Source organism: Plantactinospora sp. WMMB782, assembly GCF_049179135.1.
In the GTDB taxonomy this organism is placed as follows: Bacteria; Actinomycetota; Actinomycetes; order Mycobacteriales; family Micromonosporaceae; genus Plantactinospora.
In genome coordinates this window covers 512,027-529,796 of record NZ_JBMHMC010000007.1, presented here as the reverse complement: position 1 = coordinate 529,796, position 17,770 = coordinate 512,027, and the positions used below count along the sequence as shown (strand labels likewise).

Here is a 17,770-nt window from a genome sequence, read left to right as displayed (position 1 = left end):
GTCAGGCGTCCTCGTCGAGCAGGCGCACCAGGTCCGGCCGGTCGAGGGCGAGCAGCGCGTCACGCAACTCCGGCAGCCGGCCCCGCACCTCCAGCCAGCGCCAGATGTGGCCCGCCTCCCGGCCCTGCGGCAACCGGTCCACCTCGTCCGGGCGCATCCCCAGCAGGTCGGCGAGTTCCGGCCAGCTGTCCGCGAGACGCCGGCCGAACAGGATCTTGGTCAGCCCGGAGTAACCGTCCCGGCCCGAACCCGCCGGACGTACCGCAGCCTCCGCCGGACCCGGTCGGGACATCCCGGGCGGCTCCACATCCGCGCCCGCGCCGGCCCGCTGTGTCGTATCCCCGACCCGATCGGCCGATGCGGTGACCGGGGCGGCCGGTGCGGCGTCGGCGGGCGGCGCCGGCCGGGGTGTACTCGGTGGCGTGGTGAGGTCGACGGGCACCCCGCCGGAGTCGTCGCCGAGCATCCGGATGGCCAGCGCGGCCAGCTCGAAGTGCCACCACCGGTCCGGCAGCGCGACGTCGACCCGGCTCACCGTGCGAAGTGCCGAGGCGGCCAGCACCAGCCGGTGCTGCCGGGCCCACTGCTCGACCAGGCCGTACCGGGTGGCCGGGCCGGCCGCCGCCCGGTAGACCGCCTCGGCGACCTCCAGATAGCCGGCGATCGGTGGGGTACGCGGATAGCGGTCCGGGGTCACCAGCAGCTCGGCCAGGCTGGACCGGAGCGCCGAGTACGGTGCGAGGCCGGGCAGCCAGCGGTCGGCGATCGCCAGCAGCAGCTTGACCGGGTCCCGGGAGACCGGGGTGGTGGGGGAGAACCGGCCCAGGTCGATCAGCCGGAAGTCGGCGGCCCGGATCTCCCGGCCCACCGGGATCAGGATGTTGCCGGGGTGCAGGTCGCCGTGCCCGTTGCCGCTGAACACCTCGATCTCGTCGACCGGGCCACCGTCGGGTCGCGGGCGGTCGAGCTGACCGAACAGCAGCGCGAGCGGGTTCGGCAGCGGATCGGTCCGGCCCGGCACCCGGACCAGCGCCGGCGGGTCCCGCACGTCGAGCCTGGCGACCCGGGCGAAGTCGCGCAGGCCGGCCAGCTTTCCGGCGAGATCGGCCCGGAGGAACTCGCCGGGCGGGACGCTCTTGCTCTCCAGACCGGGGTCCCCGGACCAGCCGTCCACGATGGCCCTGACGATCGTGCCGCAGTACCCGGCGAGGTCGGCGTGGTCGACGAGGCTCTCCAGCGTCAGCATCGCGGAGACGTCGCCCTGGGCCACCTCCTGCAGGTGCAGCCACCAGGAACTGCCCGGCAGCGGGTTTATCCGGTCGGTGCGGACCAGGTGCCGGTCGTAGAAGTCCGCGGGCGTGCACTGTTCGGCCAGATCGACCGCCCGCGACTCGGCGGCGGCCAGGTGCGGTGGGACCAGCTTGAGGATCGCCCCGCGTTGCGGGCCTCGATGCGGGCGCAGCCGCACCGAGGCCACGTAGGAGCCGCTGCGGCCGTCGGTGAACCAGCGATGGAATGTGAGATCGAATGCCTGACCCTTGATCCATTCCGAAAGCGCGTAAAACAGATCCTTGCCCAGAACCTCGGCCCAGGCGAGCGGGTTGGTAAGTCGACCCTCTGTCGATTCGGCCATCGTCTGGACCCCGTCCCGGCGGTCGGCAACAAAAACGGCGCCAAGCGCCAACTACCTATCCCACCACACCCCCGACCACCTGGCAATCCACGATGGACACCCGCCCGACTCGGCCACTTTTCCGATCCGGATACCCTGCATATATCTGATCAAGGAGCGTGAGATTGACCGAGATTGCCGGCCGCACCCCGGAGCAGCCGCCCGAGCAGACCTCCGCCGCCGACACTTCCGCTGCCGCTGCCGCCGACACCTCGGCCGCCGGCTCCTCGGCCGCCGGCTCCTCGGCCGCCGGCTCCTCGGCCGCCGGCTCCTCGGCCGCCGATCCGGAGACGCCCTCGACGGCCGAGCGGATCGACCTGCTCCAGTGGCACCTCGACCGGTACGACCGCTCGCGCGCCTCCACGTCGAGCCGGGCCTCGGTGGTGCTCAGCGCCAGCGCCATCCTCTCGGCCGGCAACGCCGTGGTGCTCGCCCAGCTGCTCGGCGGGTCCGTCGCCGATCGGTTAGGGTCGGTGCCACTGGTGCTCTTCACCCTGGCCAGCCTGGTAAGCGCCGGGCTGGTCGTACTCTCGCTGCTGCGCGCGGCGAGCGTGCTGGTGACCATCCGCCCCAGCCGGGCCATCCTCGGCAGCGGAGACGAACTGCCGGAGGCGCTCGTCTTCAACGGCACCGACACCGTGCGCCGGCTGCACTCCTTCGCCGAGTTCCAGGCCGCGCTGGCCGGGCAGCGCGACCCGGAGATCCGCCGGGCCGCCCAGGTCGAACTCTGGATCGGCATCCAGCAGCACCGGCAGCGCTACGTACGGCTCCGCGAGGCGGTACGGCTGCTCCGCTACGCCGCCGTGGCGTTCCTGGCCATCCTGGCCAGTGCCATGATCGGCAACCTGTTCCTACAGCTCTGACGGCCGATCCACCGCTCGGGCCAGCTCGACCGGTCCGCGGCTCCGTCCAGCTCGACCGGTCCGCGGCTCCGTCCAGCTCGATCGGGTCGCGGTCAGGCCAGGCTCGGCCGGGTCGCGGTCAGGCCAGGCTCAGCCGGCGGCCGGGAAGTAGCGGTCCAGCATCTCGTTGCGGAACTTGCCGGTCGGGTCGTACCGGCCGACCAGCTCGGCGAAGTCGGCGTACCGCTCGTAGCGCTCGCGCAGCGCCTCGGGCGGTACGCCGAAGAGTTTGCCCCAGTGCGGCCGGGCCGCGTACCCCGCCAGCCGCTCCTCGACCGCCGCCAGCACCGGCAGCACCGCGTCGGTCTTGACCCAGGTGAAGTGCACCGCCGCGCTCTCCCGGCGGTAGCTCGGGCTCAGCCACAGCTCGTCGGCGGCGACCGTGCGGATCTCCGAGATCTGCAGCACCGGAGCGATCCGGTCGGCGATGCCGTCCAGCGCGCGCAGCGCCCCGACCAGGTGCTCGCGCGGCACGAAGTACTCCGACTGGAGCTCCTCGCCGCTGCTCGGGGTGAACTCGAGCCGGAAGTGTGGCAGCCGGGCGTGCCAGGGCCCCGGAACGCCGAGCTGCTCGGTGCAGTGCACCGCCGACATCCCCGGTACCGGGTGCCGGGGCTCGGTCGCCAGGGTGGCCGAATACCAGTGCGGCTCGGCCGGAGCCGGGTCGGAGCCGTCGACCCGGCGCTTGCGCCACACCTGGTTCACCAGTGGACCGGTCCAGTCGGTGAAGAGGCTGACGCTGTAACCGGCACCGAGGATCTCGTCGGGATGCGCGTCGAACTCGGGGCGGGGCAGGTCGTCGTAGACGTACTGGGCGAGATCGAAGGCCGGGACGAGGTCCAGGGTGAGCCGGGTGACCACGCCGAGCGCGCCGAGCCCGACCACGGCGCCGGCAAAGTCGGCGTCCCCCCGGCGCAGCGTCACCAGCTCGCCGTCGGCGGTGACCAGCTCCAGCGCGGCCACGGCGGCGGCCAGGTTGCCGTTGCCCGGCCCGGAGCCGTGCGTGCCGGTGGCACAGGCCCCGGCCACCGAGATGTGCGGCAGCGAGCCGAGGTTGTGCAGGGCCAGGCCGGCCCGGTCCAGCTCGCCGACCAGGTCGCCGTAGCGCAGCGCCGCCGAGACGGTGACGGTGCCGGCCGCCCGGTCGACCTCCAGCACCGGCGGCAGGCCGGCCAGCGAGACGAGGTCGCCGGTGGTGTCGGCGATCTGGTTGAAGGAGTGGCCGGTGCCGAGCGCCCGGATCCGGTCGCTGCCGGCGACAAGCGCGCGCAGCTCGTCGACCGAGCCGGGCCGGTGCAGCCGGCGGGCCCGGAAGTCGACGTTGCCGGCCCAGTTGCGCAACGGGGAGGTCATCGCCGGGCCGGTCACTTCGGGTCGGTCACGAGCGCCGGGGTCCGCATCCGCATCATCCAGTGGCTGGTCGGTATCCGGGTCGCGTCGTCGACGACCTCGCCGTCGACGTCGGCGAATGTCTCCCGGCCGAGCGCCACGAACGCCTCGGGGGTGCGGACGTACTCGCCACGGTCGTTCCTGGACATCCACCGCGAGATCGGATGCTGGCCCGGCACCAGGGTGGGGTCGACGGCGATCACCCGGCCGCCCGGGGCGAGCGCCTTGGCCGAGACCGTCAACACGTGCCGGCACTCGTCGTCGGAGAGGTGGTGCAGCAGCCCGAGCAGCAGGATCGCGTCGGCCGGCGGGATCTGCCCGAGGTGCTGCTCGCCGAAGACCTCGCAGCGGAACTCGACCTGCTCGCCGCCCCAGCGTCGGCGGGCGTGCGCGATGTACTTCTCACTGGTGTCGAAGCCGTAGTAGCGGACCTTCGGCAGCCGGCCGAAGTAGTAGGCCGGGCCGCAGCCGACGTCGATGATGGTGTCGCCGTCGGTGAGCGCGAGCTCGTCGAGGCAGCGGTAGCGGAGCCGGTCCGCGCCGAGGCCCTTCTGCAGGGCCACGTACAGCGCCTCGTGTCCGAGCAGTCCCTTCAACGCCGCCAGCATCCGCGCCTCTCCTCAGCTCGCCGTCCGCTCGTCGTTCGTCCCGCCGTCCTGCGAAGAACGGCGCCCGCCGCACCTGGTGGCGCGGCGGGCGCCGGAACGAGCCGAAATCTACCACCGCCGGACCCGGGCAGGGCCGGGGCCGGCGGTCAGGGGCAGGCGGTCAGGGCCGGGCGAAGACCAGCACCGCGTTGTGGCCGCCGAAGCCGAACCCGTTGTTCAGCGCCGCCGGGATCTCCAACTGCCGGGCCTTGTGCGCGACCACGTCCAAGTCGAGGGCGTCGTCCGGATCGTCGAGGTTGATCGTCGGCGGCACCATCCCGTCCCGGATGGCCAGGATGGTGGCGATCGACTCCAGGGCGCCGGCCGCACCGAGCAGGTGCCCGGTCATCGACTTGGTAGCGGTCAGCACCGGGTGGTTGCCGAGCGCGGAGCGCAGCGCGACGATCTCGGCGATGTCACCGACCGGGGTGGAGGTGGCGTGCGCGTTCACGTGCACGATGTCCGAGCGGTCGATGCCGGCGTCGGCGATCGCCATGTTGATCGCCCGGATCACCCCGCGCCCCTCGGGGTGTGGCTGCACGATGTCGTACCCGTCGGAGGTGAGCGCGGCACCGGCCAGCCGGGCGTAGACCCGGGCGCCGCGCGCGGCGGCGTGGTCCGCCCGTTCCAGGACGACCGCGCCGGCGCCCTCGCCGAGTACGAAGCCGTCCCGGCCCTTGTCCCACGGGCGGGAGGCGCGTTCCGGGTCCTCGTTGCGGGTCGACATCGCCCGCATCGAGGCGAACCCGGCGATCGGCAGCGGGTGCACCACCGCCTCGGTGCCGCCGGCCAGCACCACGTCGGCGCGGCCGGAGCGGATCATGTCCAGGCCGAGCGCGATCGCCTCGGCCCCGGTGGCACAGGCGCTGGCCACCGAGTGCACTCCCGCCTGCGCACCCAGCTCCAGCCCGACCCAGGCGGCCGGGCCGTTCGGCATCAGCATCGGCACCGTGTGCGGGGAGACCCGACGCGGCCCGGACGCCTCCAGGATGTCGTCCTGGGCGAGCAGCGTCTGCGCCCCGCCGATGCCGGAGCCGACGCTCACCGCCAGCCGCTCCGGCTCCGGCGGCGAGTCGGCGAGGCCGGCGTCCGCCCACGCCTCGTGCGCGGCGATCAACGCGATCGCCTCGGAGCGGTCGAGCCGGCGCAGTTTGACCCGGTCCAGTTTCTCGGTCGGTTCGACCGCGAGCTGGGCGGCGATGCGTACCGGAAGCTGCTCGGCCCACTCCTGGGTGAGCGGACCCACCCCGGAGCGGCCGGCCAGCATGGCTTCCCAGGTCGACGCGACGTCCCCGCCGAGCGGGGTCGTCGCGCCGAGCCCGGTGACGACGACGTCGGGACGACTCATGATCAGGACTGCGCCTCGATGTAGGCGACGGCGTCACCGACGGTCTTGAGGTTCTGCACGTCGTTGTCCGGGATCTTGACGCCGAACTTCTCCTCGGCGGCCACCACGACCTCGACCATGGAGAGCGAGTCGACGTCGAGGTCGTCGGTGAACGACTTCTCCTCGGCGACGTCGTCCGGGCTCACCCCGGCGACCTCTTCGAGGATCTCGGCGAGGCCGGCGGTGATCTCGTCACGGGTCATTGTGGTTCTTTCCTCTCCATGGATGGATGTCGGCGGCGGCGGATCCGTCCGCCGCCGCTGGTCAGCGTTCGACCGGTCGGAGTACCCGCGGCCGGGCCGGCGGGATCGCCGCCGGGGATCCGGGGCACCCGGTCAGGGGCATCGGACGACCTGTCCGGCGTAGGTGAGGCCGCCGCCGAAGCCGAAGAGCAGCACCGGGGCGCCGGACGGCACCTCCCGGCGTTCGACAAGCTTGGAGAGGGCCAGCGGCACGCTCGCCGCCGAGGTGTTGCCGGACTCGACGATGTCCTTGGCGATCACCGCCTGCGGCATGTCCAGCCGCTTCGCGATCCCCTCGATGATCCGTAGGTTGGCCTGGTGCGGCACGAAGGCGGCGATCTCCGACGGTGCCACCCCGGCCCGCTCGCACGCCTTGAGGGCGAGCGGAGCGAGCGCGGTGGTGGCCCAGCGGAACACCGACTGCCCCTCCTGCTGGATGTACGGGCGCCAGCCCTCGATCCGCACCGCGTCGCTGCGCTCCGGGACCGAACCCCAGACCACCGGCCCGATGCCGTCCGGCTCGTCGGCCCCGGTCGCGGTGACCACTGCCGCCCCGGCCGCGTCGCCGAAGAGGATGCAGGTCGACCGGTCGGTCCAGTCGACGAAGTCGGAGAGCTTCTCCGCGCCGATCACGATCGCGTTCCGGGCGGCACCGGCCCGCAGGGCGTGGTCGGCGGTGGCGAGCGCGTAGGAGAACCCGGAGCAGGCGGTGTTGACGTCGAACGCGCCCGGTGCGTCGATGCCGAGCTTGGCGGCGACCCGGCAGGCGGTGTTCGGGCTGCGGTCCACGGCCGAGCAGGTGGCCACCACCACGAGGTCGATGTCGGCGGCGGCCAGCCCCGAGTTCGCCAGCGCCTTGTCGGCGGCGGCCGCGGCCATGTCGGCGACGGTCTCGGAGTCGGCGATCCGCCGGGTGGCGATGCCGACCCGCTCGCGGATCCAGGTGTCGTTGGTGTCGACGATCCGGGCCAGGTCGTCGTTGCTGAGTACCCGCGACGGCTGGTAGTGGCCGAGCGCGATCATCCTGCTCACCGGGCCACCGCCGGGCGATGGTCCGGGAACTCCGGGGAACCGGTCATGAAAGCTGTCCTCCGATGCGGGCGACGGGCTGGCCCGGGGCTACCGGGTCGTCGTGCTGGGCGAGCCATCCGGTGAGTAGCCCGGAGTCGTGCGCGGTGACCTCGACGCTGCCCGTACGGGTGCTGACCGTCCCGACGACCTGCCCGGCCCCGACGACGGCGCCCTCGGCCAGCTCCGGCGCCGGGGTGAAGGTGCCGGCGGCGCCGGCCAGCACCACCCGGAACGGGGTGGCGGGCACCGGCCCGGCCGGTCCGCCGTGCCGGGCGATCAGGTCGCGGGCCGCCGGCAGGTCGGCCGGGGTGTTCAGGGTGACGATCTCGGGTACCTGCCCGGTGCCCTTCAACTCCCGCTTGATCAGCCCGGCCAGGGTGCCGGCCGGGGCCAGCTCGATCACGGCGGTGACGCCGAGCGCGACGAGTCGGTGCACGCAGCGGTCCCAGCGGACCGGGGCGGTCACCTGGCGGACCAGCCGGTGCAGCATCTCCCGCCCGTTGCCGACCGGGGCGCCGTCGGCGTCGGAGAGCAGGATCCGGGCCGGGTCGGTCGGTACGATCCCGGCCGCCACCGCAGCCAGGGCCCGCTCGGCCGGGGCCATGTACGGGGTGTGGAAGGCGCCGGCCACCTTGAGGGCGATCACCTTGGTCCCGGCGGGCGGGTTGGCGGCGAACTTGGCCAGCCGGTCGACCGCACCGGCGACCACGAGCTGGTTGGCGCCGTTGGAGTTGGCCAGGTGCAGTTCGTGTGCCTCGACGGCGGCGAGTATCTCGTCGGGGTCGCCGCCCATCACCGCCGACATCCCGGTCGGCTCCAGGGCACAGGCGGCGGCCATCTCCCGGCCGCGTACCCCGGCCAGCGTCACCGCCGCCTCCGCGCTGAGTACGCCGGCCAGCGCCGCCGCGGCCAGCTCGCCGACGCTGTGCCCGGCGGTGACCCGTACGTCGTGCAGCGGCAGCCGCTCGGCGGCGAGCAGCGCGGCGGCGACAAGCAGCGGCTGGGTACGCGCGGTGTCCCGGATCTCGTCGGCGTCGCCCTCGGTGCCGAGCCGCACCAGGTCGACGCCGGCCAGCGCGGACCACCAGCGCAGTCGCGCCTCGGCGCCGGGCAGTTCGAGCCACGGGGTCAGGAAGCCGGGCTTCTGGGAACCCTGGCCGGGGGAGAGTACGGCGAGCACGCTTACGACTCTGCTGGATCATCCGTTCCGGCGCGGGTGCCGTGATGTACCAATCCGCACTACCAGCTTTGTGAGGACCCTACAAAGATCCATCGTGGTGACGGGCTCGTCGTCCCGTCTGTCCGGTACCGCGCCTACTGTCCCGTCCCAGGTCCGACCGGTGCGGACGGGTCCAACCGTCCGATCGTCAACGCCATCCGCAGCGCGAAGGCGTCCCGGGCGGTCAGCGGAGAGAATCCGGTCACATCCGCGACCCGGCGCAGCCGGTACCGGACGGTGTTCGGGTGCACGAAGAGGGTCCGGGCGGCGCTCTCCAGCACCCCGTTGGCCGCGAAGAACGCGTCAAGGGTCTCCAGCAGTTCGCCGCCGGCCCGGACCAGCGCGGCGTAGACGTCCTGGCGCAGCGCCCGGCGGGCCTCCGGGTCGCCGGCCAGGGCCCGCTCGGGCAGCAGGTCCGCGGCGGCCACCGGGCGGGGCGCCGCCGGCCAGGCGGGTGCGGCCCGGAAGCCGGCCAGCGCCGCCCGGGCCGAGTCGGTCGCCGCGTCCAGGCTCGGCACCGCCGGCCCGACCACCACCGGGCCGGGGCCGAAGCCGGCGAGCATCTTCGCGGTGGTGGCCAGCGGGTCGGTCGCGCCGCCGAGCACCAGGACGAGCCGGTCGCCGTGCACCCCGCCGATCATCTCCAGCCCGAGCCGCCGGGTGACCCGGTAGATGGTGTGCAGCACGGCGGTGACCTCGCCGCCGGGGGAGCGGCCGACCGCCACCGCCACCGGCGGAGCGTCGGACCAGCCAAGCGCGGCGGCCCGGCTGGCCAGTACGTCGGGGGAGTCGCCGCGCAGCAGCGCGTCCACCAGCAGGGCCTGGAGCCGGGCGTCCCAGGAGCCGCGCGACTCGGCGGCCCGCGCGTAGACCCGGGCGGCGGCGAAGGCGATCTCCCGGGAGAACCTGAGCACGGCCTCGTGCAGCAGTTGCTCCTCACCCGGCGCGGCGAGGTGCGGCACCTGCTCCTCCACCACGTCGATCGTCACCTTGATCAGGGCTACCGTCTGCTGGAGGCTTATCGACCGGGCCAGTGCCCGGGGCGCGGCGGCGAAGACCTCGTCCGGGCTGTCCGCCAGGGCGTCGGCGCCGTTGCGGTCCTCGGCGCTCGGCAGCGAACGCAGCCACTCGACCAGGGACCGGACGCCGGCCTGGGCGACGAGCATCACCCAGGAGCGCTGCTCGGCCGGCAGGTCGCGGAACCAGGGCAGGGTCTCGTCCATCCGGGTGACGCTGGCGCTGGCCAGCGTGCCCGCCGCCCGCTCGATCCGGCGCAGCGTGGCCGCCAGGTCACCGTCGCCCGCCTCGCTCGCCATCGGCCCAGCGTGCCACGCGAGGCCCGGCTGGTGGCCACCGGCCGTGGCATCATGTGCCGATGGTCGCCCGCCCGCCCCTGCTGGTCCCGCTGCTCGCGCTCGCCGGCTTCCTGGTGCTGCTCGCGGTGACCGTGGCCGGCTGGGCGCCGCCGGACCGCTTCGACACCGCCGTCAGCGACGCGTTCCGGGGGTACGGCGACGCCAGCCCCCGGCTGGTCGACGGGTTGCGGATCGCCACCGACGTGGCCGCCACGATCCCGTTCCTGGTCGCCGGCCTGGCCGTCGCGGTCGGGCTGGCCGTCCGGGGCCGGCGCCGGGCGGCGGCGTTCGTCGCCGGCGTGACGGTGCTGGTGCCGGTGCTCTGGGGACTGATGCACTGGCTGGTGCACCACCCCCGGCCCGAGGACGGCTTCGTGGTGATCACCAGCAACGGGTTCCCGAGCGGGCACACCAGCAACGCGGCCGCGGCGGCGCTGGTGGCCGTACTCCTGCTCTGGCACCGGCTCGGCGGGCCGGCCCGGCTGCTCACCGTCGGCCTGGCGGTGGCGTTCGCCCTCTTCGTCGGGCTGACCCGGGTCGCCCTGCTGGCGCACTGGCCGACCGACGTGCTGGGCGGCTGGCTGCTGGCGCTCGCCGTGGTCCCGCTGGCCGCCCGGATCGCCCGGACCCCGGCCGCCGCCGGCGCTGCCCGGCCTGCCGACCGGCACCCGGACCGGGCCGCCCGGTAGCCGCCGCCCCCCGCGCACCGATGCGCGCTGATGCGCGCCGCGCCGCTCCGCGCTGATCTGTGGCGCGCGCCGGTCCGCGCCGGTCCGCGCCGCTCCGCGCTGATCTGTGGCGCGCGCCGATCCGCGCTGATCTGTGGCGCGCCGATCCGCGCCGCCCTGGATCAGGCCGGTCAGGGTGGTGGTGGCAGGGCCAGTTCCTGCGCGAGAATCGCCGCCTGCACCCGGCTGCGCAGTCCGAGCTTGCCGAGGATCCGGCTGACATGCGTCTTGGTGGTGCTTTCGGCCATCGCCAACCGCTGCGCGATCTGCTGGTTGGACAGTCCGAGCCCGAGACAGGCCAGCACGTCCCGCTCCCGGGGCGTCAGCTCGGCCACCGCCGTCCGGGCGCCGGCCGGGGTGACCGGGGCGGTGGCGGCGAAGGCGGTGATCAGTCGACGGGTCACCGCCGGCGCGATGATCCCCTCGCCCCGGGCGACCGTACGCACCGCCTCGACCAGCCCGTCGGCGTCGGTGTCCTTCAGCAGGAACCCGGACGCGCCGGCCCGGAGCGCGCCGAAGACGTACTCGTCCAGGTCGAACGTGGTCAGCACCAGGACGTCGGCCAACCGTTCGGCGACGATCTCGGCGGTCGCCGAGACGCCGTCGAGCCGGGGCATCCGGACGTCGAGTACCGCCACGTCCGGCCGGAGCCGCCGGCACAGCGCCACCGCCTCCTCGCCGTCGGCCGCCTCGCCGACCACCGCCACGCCGGGCGTGCCGGCGAGGATCAGCACCAGACCCGCGCGTACCGCGTCCTGGTCGTCGGCGACCACGACCCGGACCACCCGGCCCGTCCCGGCGGCGTCGACGGTCTCGGGCCGGTCACCGCCGGCCGGGCCGTCGAGCGCGGTGTACGCACCGGCGTCACCTCGGTCCGGCCTGGTCACGGCCGGCCCGTCGGCGCCGCACCGCCGACGTCCTCGCCGGCCCGGCCCGGTGCGGCGGCACCGGGCGGCGAACCGGTGGCGTGAGCCGGTGCCGCCGGCGGCTCGGCGCTCGGCAACTCGGCGTGTACCCGCCAGCTCGCACCCCTCGGTCCGGCCTCGAACCGGCCGCCGAGCAGGGTGGCCCGCTCCCGCATCCCGATCAGTCCCGCGCCCGCCCCCGGCAGACCGGCACCGGCGGCGAGCCCGGCACCCTGGGCCCCTCCCACCCCGGCGAGCGGATTCTCGATGGTGAGGCTGACCGAGCGCCGCTCGTGACAGATGGTCAGGACGGCCGGCCCGGCGCCGTGCTTCAGCGCGTTGGTCAGCGACTCCTGGACGATCCGGTACGCGGCCCGGTCCACCCCGACCGGCAGCGGGCGTACCTCGCCGGTGGTCTGGAACCGTACCGTCAGGCCGGCGTCGCGGGCCTGGCCGACCAACCGGTCGACCTCGGCCAGCCGGGCCTGCACCGGGCCGTCGCCCGTGCCCAGCCGGGCGGGCTCGTTGCCGGCCGCGGTGGCGCTGCCGGCTGGGTTGGCGCTGCCGGCCGCGGTCGCCGCGCTGCCGGCCGCGGTCGCGCCGCCGGGTGTGGCTGGAGGAACCGGTTCGGCGCCGGCCGGTTCCCGGAGCAGGCCGATCATCTGCCGCATCTCGGCGAGCCCCTGCACGCTGTTCTCCCGGATCACCCGCAGCGCCTGGTCGAGCTGGGTCCGGTCCAGCCCGGAGACCGACAGCGCCGCCGTGGCGTGGATCGCGACCGCGCTCAGGTGGTTGGCGATCACGTCGTGCAGTTCCCGGGCCATCCGGCTCCGTTCCGCCGCCACCGCCTGGCGCCGGTCGAGTTCGGCCAGCCTGGCCGTCTGCTCGGCCCGGGCGCGCTCGGCGGCGGCCTGGTCCCGGTACTGCCGCACGCCGATGCCGCTGACCACCGGGAGTACGCCGATCAGCACCACCGGAATCGCCAGCCCGATGCCCTGCCAGGCCGGGGTGGCGAGCAGCACCCCGACCAGTGCGGCAACCCCGGTCAGCACCAGGTTGACCCAGAGCAGCCGGCGCCAGAGCCGCGCCGACCCGTAGACGCAGGAGTCGAAGAGCACCTGGGTGTAGACGAGCGTGGTGGCCAGCGACGACCCGTGGACCAGGTCGACGGCGATGGCGACGGTGCCCAGCGCGAGGCCGAGCCGGGTCGCCACCCGGCGCAGCGCCACGGCGAGACAGGTGACGGCGAGGGTGCCGACGGTGAGCCCCGGCGGGGGGTCCAGCAGGCCGGGATTGAGCGGGTGGTACACCCCGAGCGCCGTCATCAGCAGTCCACCCGCCAGGGACGCGGACGCCAGCGCGACGTCCCGGGACAGGGAGCCGCGTTCCAGGCTCAGCCGTGCGGTCACCTTCCGATCCCACCACAGCGGCGGGGCGTTTCCGTCGGCCCCGGCGACGAGGCGTACCCGGTCGACTCCGTCGAAGGGTGTACGCGTACCTCTTTCGACGGATCCGGATCTCCGTACCGGTGCCGAGGTCCGGCCCCGCCGCCCCGCCGAGACTGGGAACAGTGGCCGGGGCCACGGGCGCCGAGCGGCGTGCCGGCACCGGCGAGGCGGTGCCGTGCAGCAACGGTGCCGCCCAGGAGCGGAGGGGGACACGGGATGCTGGCGGTGATCGCGGCGGGCGAGATCGGGTTCTGGGTACTGCTGGTCGCCGGCCTGGTCGCCCGCTACCCGCTCCGGATGCCCCGGCTCGGCGCGCTGCTGCTGCTCGGCACGCCGGTGATCGACCTGGTGATCCTGGTCGTCACCGTGCTCGACCTGCGGCGCGGTGCCACCGCGAACTTCACGCACGGGCTGGCGGCGGCGTACCTCGGCTTCTCGGTGGCCTTCGGGCACAGCATGATCCGCTGGGCCGACCAGCGGTTCGCCCACCGCTTCGCCGGAGGACCGCCGCCGACGAAGCCGCCGGCCGGCGGCTGGGCGAGGGCCCGGTACGAGTGGCGGGAGTGGGTCAAGGGGCTGCTGGGCTGGGCCGTCGCCTGCGGCCTGCTCGGCCTCGGCATCCTGATGGTCGGCGATCCGGACCGGACCGCCGAGCTGCTGGCCTGGATCGTCCGGTTGACCGTCGCGATCGTGATCTGGCTCGTCGCCTTCCCGGTCTGGGCGACGGTCTTCCCGAAGTCCACCCAGAGCCGGAGGTTGACCGGTTCGTGACCTGGATCTTCCGCGGAGCGGGATGCAGGAGTTTCTCACCACGGTGGCGTCGAACTCGTCGTCCGGGACCAGTACGGTGACATGGTCCCGGTGATGCGCTTTCCCGCACTGGCTGACCGACGACGGTGCGGGTGCCACCCTGCCGGGCGACCGCCCACCCGGCGGCGAGTGTGAGGAGGCCTGGATGGCGCATGACGCCGAGCGTGGCTGTTCGGAGGACGAGCAGGATTCGCTACTTGGCGATCATGGGCCGGTGTCACCGCTCGGCCCGGTCGGCCGGTTCCGCTGGGTCTGCGGCGCCAGCGCCGCGCTTCCGGCCGGCCCGCTCGCCGGGTCGTCCGCCCGGCCCGGCGCCGAACCGGGGACGGCCGGGCGCGCGGACGGCCCCGACGAGCCACCTCCGGCAGCCGCTGCGGGCGATCCCTCCGACGCGGCGCTTCCGACGGCGAGGAGCGGGACCGGGCCGGCTCCGGAGGCGAGGAGCGGGACCCGGCCGGAGCCGGCGGCGACGGACGACCAGGCCGGGGTCTTCCGCCCCGGTGAGCCGGGGGAGGGGGCCGGGCTGGCCGCCGCACCGGGCGACCCGGAGCAGGCCGGTCCCGACCCGGGGCGGCCGGTCGACCGGTCGAGGCTGGTGCCCCGACCCCGGCCGGGAGAACCGGACGGCGACGACCTGGACCGGCCCGCCCGCGCCGCCGGCCCGGCGGAAACCTCGACCGTGCAGGCAGACGGGCGTACGCCGGGCTGTCAGACCGAGCTGCCGGGCTGGGCCGGAGCACACCGGCACGGCGCCGTACGCCCGTCCCGCCGCTCCGTCCGCCGTGACCGCCCGCCACGCCGCTGGTGCTGACCGCCCGCCATGCCGCTGGTGTTGACCGCCCGGCTCGGCTGGAGATCTGACCGCCCGTCGGCCGTGGCCCAGGGCGGTAGGTCGCGGAGGGTGCGGGGTCAGCGGGTGCGGGGTCAGCGGGTGCGGCGGCGTACCAGCAGGGCGATGCCGGCCAGCCCGAGCGTGATCGCGAGCAGCACCGCACCGTTGAGCAGCATCAGCCGCCGCAGTTCGCCGAGGAGCCGGTCGACGTCCCTGCCGGTGCCGATCGCGTCGTCCGGGATCACCCGCTCGCCGCCGCCGATCCCGCCGCCGTGCAGGCTGCTGACCGCCTGCTCGGGCAGCGGCGCACCGGCCGCCAGCAGGGTCTCCGCCATGGTCAGCCGGCCGAAGAACCAGGCGGCACCGGGCTTGCTCCTGTCCGGCTGCTTGGCCGGCCGGTAGACCCGCGGCCCGCCCTTGGCCAGCGGATAGAGGTCGTACGACTGCTGGGCGACCTCGCCGGCGTGCAGCACGACCGTGTATTTCGGACCGAGGTCGGCGGCCTTCAACCCGGCGCTGTTGCCGCTGCCGGTCTTCAGGAAGCCCACCTGGTCGACGAGCGCGGCGAACAGGTCGGGCTCGCCCCGGGCCTGGACCGTCACCGGGGACGGCAGGTCCTTGCCGGAGATCACCACCGCGGTCGGCTTGGCCGGCTTCGCCTGGGCGGCCCCGGCGATCCCGAGCCAACTGGTCGCCGCGATCAGCAGCGTAGCCACGCCGACGAGTCGACGACTCACCTCTCCGGCCATCGCCGACCTCCTCGCCCCGTCTCGATGGTGGCCATGATGCAGGTCACGCGCTGGTTGGTCGGTGGAGCGCACGGCAGGCGTCCCAGATGGACCGCCGTACTCCCTAACAAAGACTCCGCAGAACGCCGCTCGGTTGCACCTGGACGAGCAGTAATTGGAACTATCTGCGATCAATGGTCGACAGAATCACGAGCCGATGATCACCTGGCGAAATCGTAGCGGGATGTGGAGGATCATGGGGGCCCGGGTCGCCCTGTTGACATTCACCGGTGCGCAGCGTCATGGTGCTGACGCTCAGCGTGCTGCCGACGAGAGGGAAGCCCCCGGACCGTCCCGTTCAGACCAGCCGGAGCCGGGCGGCGCGCAGCCGGGCGAGGGTGCGCTCCCGGCCGAGTACGGCGAGTGACTCGAAGAGCGGCAGCCCGACGCTGCGCCCGGTGACAGCCACCCGGACCGGGGCCTGGGCCTTGCCGAGTTTCAGCCCCCGGCCGGCGCCGACCTCCTCCAGGGCCGCCTTCAGCGGCTCGGCCGCCCACTCCGGCAGCGCCTCGAAGGCGGTGATCGCCTCGTCCAGCAGCTCGGCCGAACCCTCCTTCATGCTCTTCGTCCAGGCCGCCTCGTCGACGAGTGGCGAGTCGAGGAAGAGGAAGTCGACGTTCGGCACGATCTCGCCGAGCACGGCGATCCGGGTCTGGGCCAGCGGTGCCACCGCGGCGAACGCGGCCGAGTCGAAGTCGGCCGGCTGCCAGGGCGGCGGCGCGATCGTCTCGGTGCCGGTCAGCCACGGCTGGCAGGCCGCGACGAACTCGTCGACCGGCAACGCCCGGATGTACTCGCCGTTGAAGGCCCGCAGCTTCTTCTCGTCGAAGAACGCCGGTGACGGGTTCACCTCGGCGAGCCGGAACTCGGACTCGATCACCGACCACGGCACGATCTCCCGGTCGCCCGACGGCGCCCAGCCGAGCAGCATCAGGTAGTTGCGCATCGCGTCGGCGAGGTAGCCCTCGTCCCGGTACGCCTCCAGGGCCACCTTGTCGCGCCGCTTGGAGAGCTTCTGCCGCTTGGAGTTCACCACCACCGGCACGTGCGCCCAGACCGGCGGCTTGACCCCGAGCGCGTCCCAGAGGAGCTGCTGCTTGGGCGTGTTCGGCAGGTGCTCCTCGGCCCGGATCACGTGCGTGATGCCCATGACCATGTCGTCGACGACGTTGGCCAGCAGGAAGACCGCCGAGCCGTCGGCCCGGGCGATGACGAAGTCCTCGATCAGCCTGTTCTCGAAGGTGGGCTCGCCGCGTACCAGATCGACGACCACGGTCTCGCCCTCGTCCGGGGTACGGAACCGCAGCGCCCGGCCCGGGCCCGGCTCCAGGCCGCGGTCCCGGCAGAAACCGTCGTAGCCCTGGTACTGGGAGCCGGTGCGGGCCTGCACCGCCTCCCGGGTGCAGTCGCAGTAGTACGCCCGGCCGGTGCGGTGCAGCCGGGTGGCGGCGTCGCGGTGCTCGCCCGCGTTCGCCGACTGGAGGTACGGTCCCTCGTAGCTGCCCCGGGCGATGCCGATCCAGTCCAGCGCGGAGAGGATGCCCTCGGTCCACTCCGGCCGGTTGCGGGCCGCGTCGGTGTCCTCGATCCGCAGCACGAAGACCCCGCCCTGCTGCTTGGCGAAGATCCAGTTCTGCAGCGCCGAGCGGGCACCGCCGACGTGGAACATCCCGGTCGGGGAGGGGGCGAAGCGTACTCGTACCGTCACGGCCTCCAGCCTACGCAGCTGTCCGCGGTGGCCCGCCACCAGGTTTCCCGCCGGGCACCGGAGCGGGCGCGGCGAGCGGCGAATTCCACCAGGGTAGTTTCGCCCGGCGTGTCGATGGGCAATCGTCCGTTTTCGTCCGTAATCGTGAATAAGCTGCCAATGGTCATGGGTTGTCCGCAATGGAGGCGACTGAAGGATGATGCTCATCGAACGCAGCACGCGGGTCGACGCGCCGATCGAGGCGGTGTGGGACCTGGTCCAGCGCGCCGAACACCTGCCGGGCTGGCTGGCCGGGGTACGCCAGGCCGAGGTCCTCTCCGGGGAGGGGATCGGCCGCCGGCAGCGGGTACACGCGGCGGGCCGGGCGCTGGACGCCGAGGTGATCGCATACCAGGAGCCGACCCTTATCGCCTGGCGCGAGCGGGCCGAGGGCTCCGGCGCGCGGGCCGAGGCGCGCACCGAGGTCTACGTCGAGCTGGCCCCCGAGGACGACGGCACCTCGGTACGCCTGATCATGGTCCGCTGGCCCGCCGGCCCGGTCAGCGGGGCGCTGCTGCGCTGGGGGATGCGCCGGGTCGGCGCCGACCTGGAGGGCTCGCTCGCCCGGCTCACCGGGCTGGCCACCGTCGGCTGAGGGGCGGGTCGTCGCCGCTGCGACGCCCCGCCC

The 17,770-nt window shown here is 74.0% G+C and carries 17 protein-coding genes; 5 read left to right on the top strand and 12 right to left on the bottom strand.

Annotated elements, in window-relative coordinates; translation table 11 throughout:
• Position 1 precedes the first annotated feature (1 nt).
• Positions 2-1,633, bottom strand: a complete 1,632-nt coding sequence (locus tag ACN28A_RS04260) for a hypothetical protein (protein WP_421392519.1) — start codon at positions 1,631-1,633, stop codon at positions 2-4.
• 164 nt (positions 1,634-1,797) lie between these two features.
• On the opposite strand from ACN28A_RS04260, the gene ACN28A_RS04255 reads away from it, so the two are divergent.
• Positions 1,798-2,535, top strand: a complete 738-nt coding sequence (locus ACN28A_RS04255; protein WP_421392516.1) for a hypothetical protein — start codon at positions 1,798-1,800, stop codon at positions 2,533-2,535.
• Positions 2,536-2,664: 129 nt separating this feature from the next.
• On the opposite strand, the gene ACN28A_RS04250 is transcribed toward ACN28A_RS04255, so the two are convergent.
• The 7 genes from ACN28A_RS04250 to ACN28A_RS04220 form a co-directional block, all read right to left on the bottom strand.
• Positions 2,665-3,927, bottom strand: coding sequence for a D-arabinono-1,4-lactone oxidase (locus ACN28A_RS04250; RefSeq protein WP_421392514.1), 1,263 nt, complete (start codon positions 3,925-3,927; stop codon positions 2,665-2,667).
• An 11-nt stretch (positions 3,928-3,938) separates the two neighbouring features.
• Positions 3,939-4,571, bottom strand: a complete 633-nt coding sequence (locus ACN28A_RS04245; protein WP_421392511.1) for a methyltransferase domain-containing protein — start codon at positions 4,569-4,571, stop codon at positions 3,939-3,941.
• Positions 4,572-4,731: 160 nt separating this feature from the next.
• Positions 4,732-5,958: a beta-ketoacyl-ACP synthase II gene (gene fabF / locus ACN28A_RS04240; protein WP_421392508.1), complete on the bottom strand. Its 1,227-nt coding sequence runs from the start codon at positions 5,956-5,958 to the stop codon at positions 4,732-4,734.
• 2 nt (positions 5,959-5,960) lie between these two features.
• Complete coding sequence (locus ACN28A_RS04235) at positions 5,961-6,200, bottom strand: acyl carrier protein (protein ID WP_107261778.1); 240 nt, start codon at positions 6,198-6,200, stop codon at positions 5,961-5,963.
• Positions 6,201-6,332: 132 nt separating this feature from the next.
• Complete coding sequence (locus ACN28A_RS04230) at positions 6,333-7,262, bottom strand: beta-ketoacyl-ACP synthase III (protein ID WP_421404135.1); 930 nt, start codon at positions 7,260-7,262, stop codon at positions 6,333-6,335.
• 52 nt (positions 7,263-7,314) lie between these two features.
• On the bottom strand, positions 7,315-8,490 hold the full coding sequence (locus tag ACN28A_RS04225) for an acyltransferase domain-containing protein (RefSeq protein ID WP_421392505.1): 1,176 nt from the start codon (positions 8,488-8,490) through the stop codon (positions 7,315-7,317).
• Positions 8,491-8,624: 134 nt separating this feature from the next.
• On the bottom strand, positions 8,625-9,845 hold the full coding sequence (locus tag ACN28A_RS04220; protein WP_421392503.1) for a PucR family transcriptional regulator: 1,221 nt from the start codon (positions 9,843-9,845) through the stop codon (positions 8,625-8,627).
• Between the two features lie 59 nt (positions 9,846-9,904).
• Between ACN28A_RS04220 and ACN28A_RS04215 the strand changes: the two genes are divergently transcribed.
• On the top strand, positions 9,905-10,573 hold the full coding sequence (locus ACN28A_RS04215) for a phosphatase PAP2 family protein (protein WP_421392500.1): 669 nt from the start codon (positions 9,905-9,907) through the stop codon (positions 10,571-10,573).
• 170 nt (positions 10,574-10,743) lie between these two features.
• On the opposite strand, the gene ACN28A_RS04210 is transcribed toward ACN28A_RS04215, so the two are convergent.
• Positions 10,744-11,397, bottom strand: a complete 654-nt coding sequence (locus ACN28A_RS04210) for a response regulator (RefSeq protein WP_421404133.1) — start codon at positions 11,395-11,397, stop codon at positions 10,744-10,746.
• Positions 11,398-11,495: 98 nt separating this feature from the next.
• On the bottom strand, positions 11,496-12,926 hold the full coding sequence (locus tag ACN28A_RS04205) for a sensor histidine kinase (protein ID WP_421392497.1): 1,431 nt from the start codon (positions 12,924-12,926) through the stop codon (positions 11,496-11,498).
• 255 nt (positions 12,927-13,181) lie between these two features.
• Between ACN28A_RS04205 and ACN28A_RS04200 the strand changes: the two genes are divergently transcribed.
• Both ACN28A_RS04200 and ACN28A_RS04195 read left to right on the top strand, forming a co-directional pair.
• On the top strand, positions 13,182-13,736 hold the full coding sequence (locus ACN28A_RS04200) for a hypothetical protein (protein WP_421392495.1): 555 nt from the start codon (positions 13,182-13,184) through the stop codon (positions 13,734-13,736).
• 184 nt (positions 13,737-13,920) lie between these two features.
• Complete coding sequence (locus tag ACN28A_RS04195; protein WP_421392492.1) at positions 13,921-14,586, top strand: hypothetical protein; 666 nt, start codon at positions 13,921-13,923, stop codon at positions 14,584-14,586.
• Between the two features lie 113 nt (positions 14,587-14,699).
• Here ACN28A_RS04195 and ACN28A_RS04190 read toward each other — a convergent pair whose 3' ends face one another.
• Together ACN28A_RS04190 and gltX are read right to left on the bottom strand one after the other, a co-directional pair.
• Positions 14,700-15,356, bottom strand: a complete 657-nt coding sequence (locus ACN28A_RS04190; protein WP_421392489.1) for a hypothetical protein — start codon at positions 15,354-15,356, stop codon at positions 14,700-14,702.
• A 337-nt stretch (positions 15,357-15,693) separates the two neighbouring features.
• Positions 15,694-17,103 carry a glutamate--tRNA ligase gene (gltX, locus tag ACN28A_RS04185; RefSeq protein WP_421392488.1) on the bottom strand — a complete coding sequence of 470 codons (1,410 nt, stop codon included), beginning with the start codon at positions 17,101-17,103 and terminating at the stop codon, positions 15,694-15,696.
• Between the two features lie 196 nt (positions 17,104-17,299).
• On the opposite strand from gltX, the gene ACN28A_RS04180 reads away from it, so the two are divergent.
• Entirely contained in the window at positions 17,300-17,737 is a 438-nt protein-coding gene (locus tag ACN28A_RS04180; RefSeq protein ID WP_421392487.1) for an SRPBCC family protein, read from the top strand.
• The last annotated feature ends 33 nt before the right edge of the window (positions 17,738-17,770 follow it).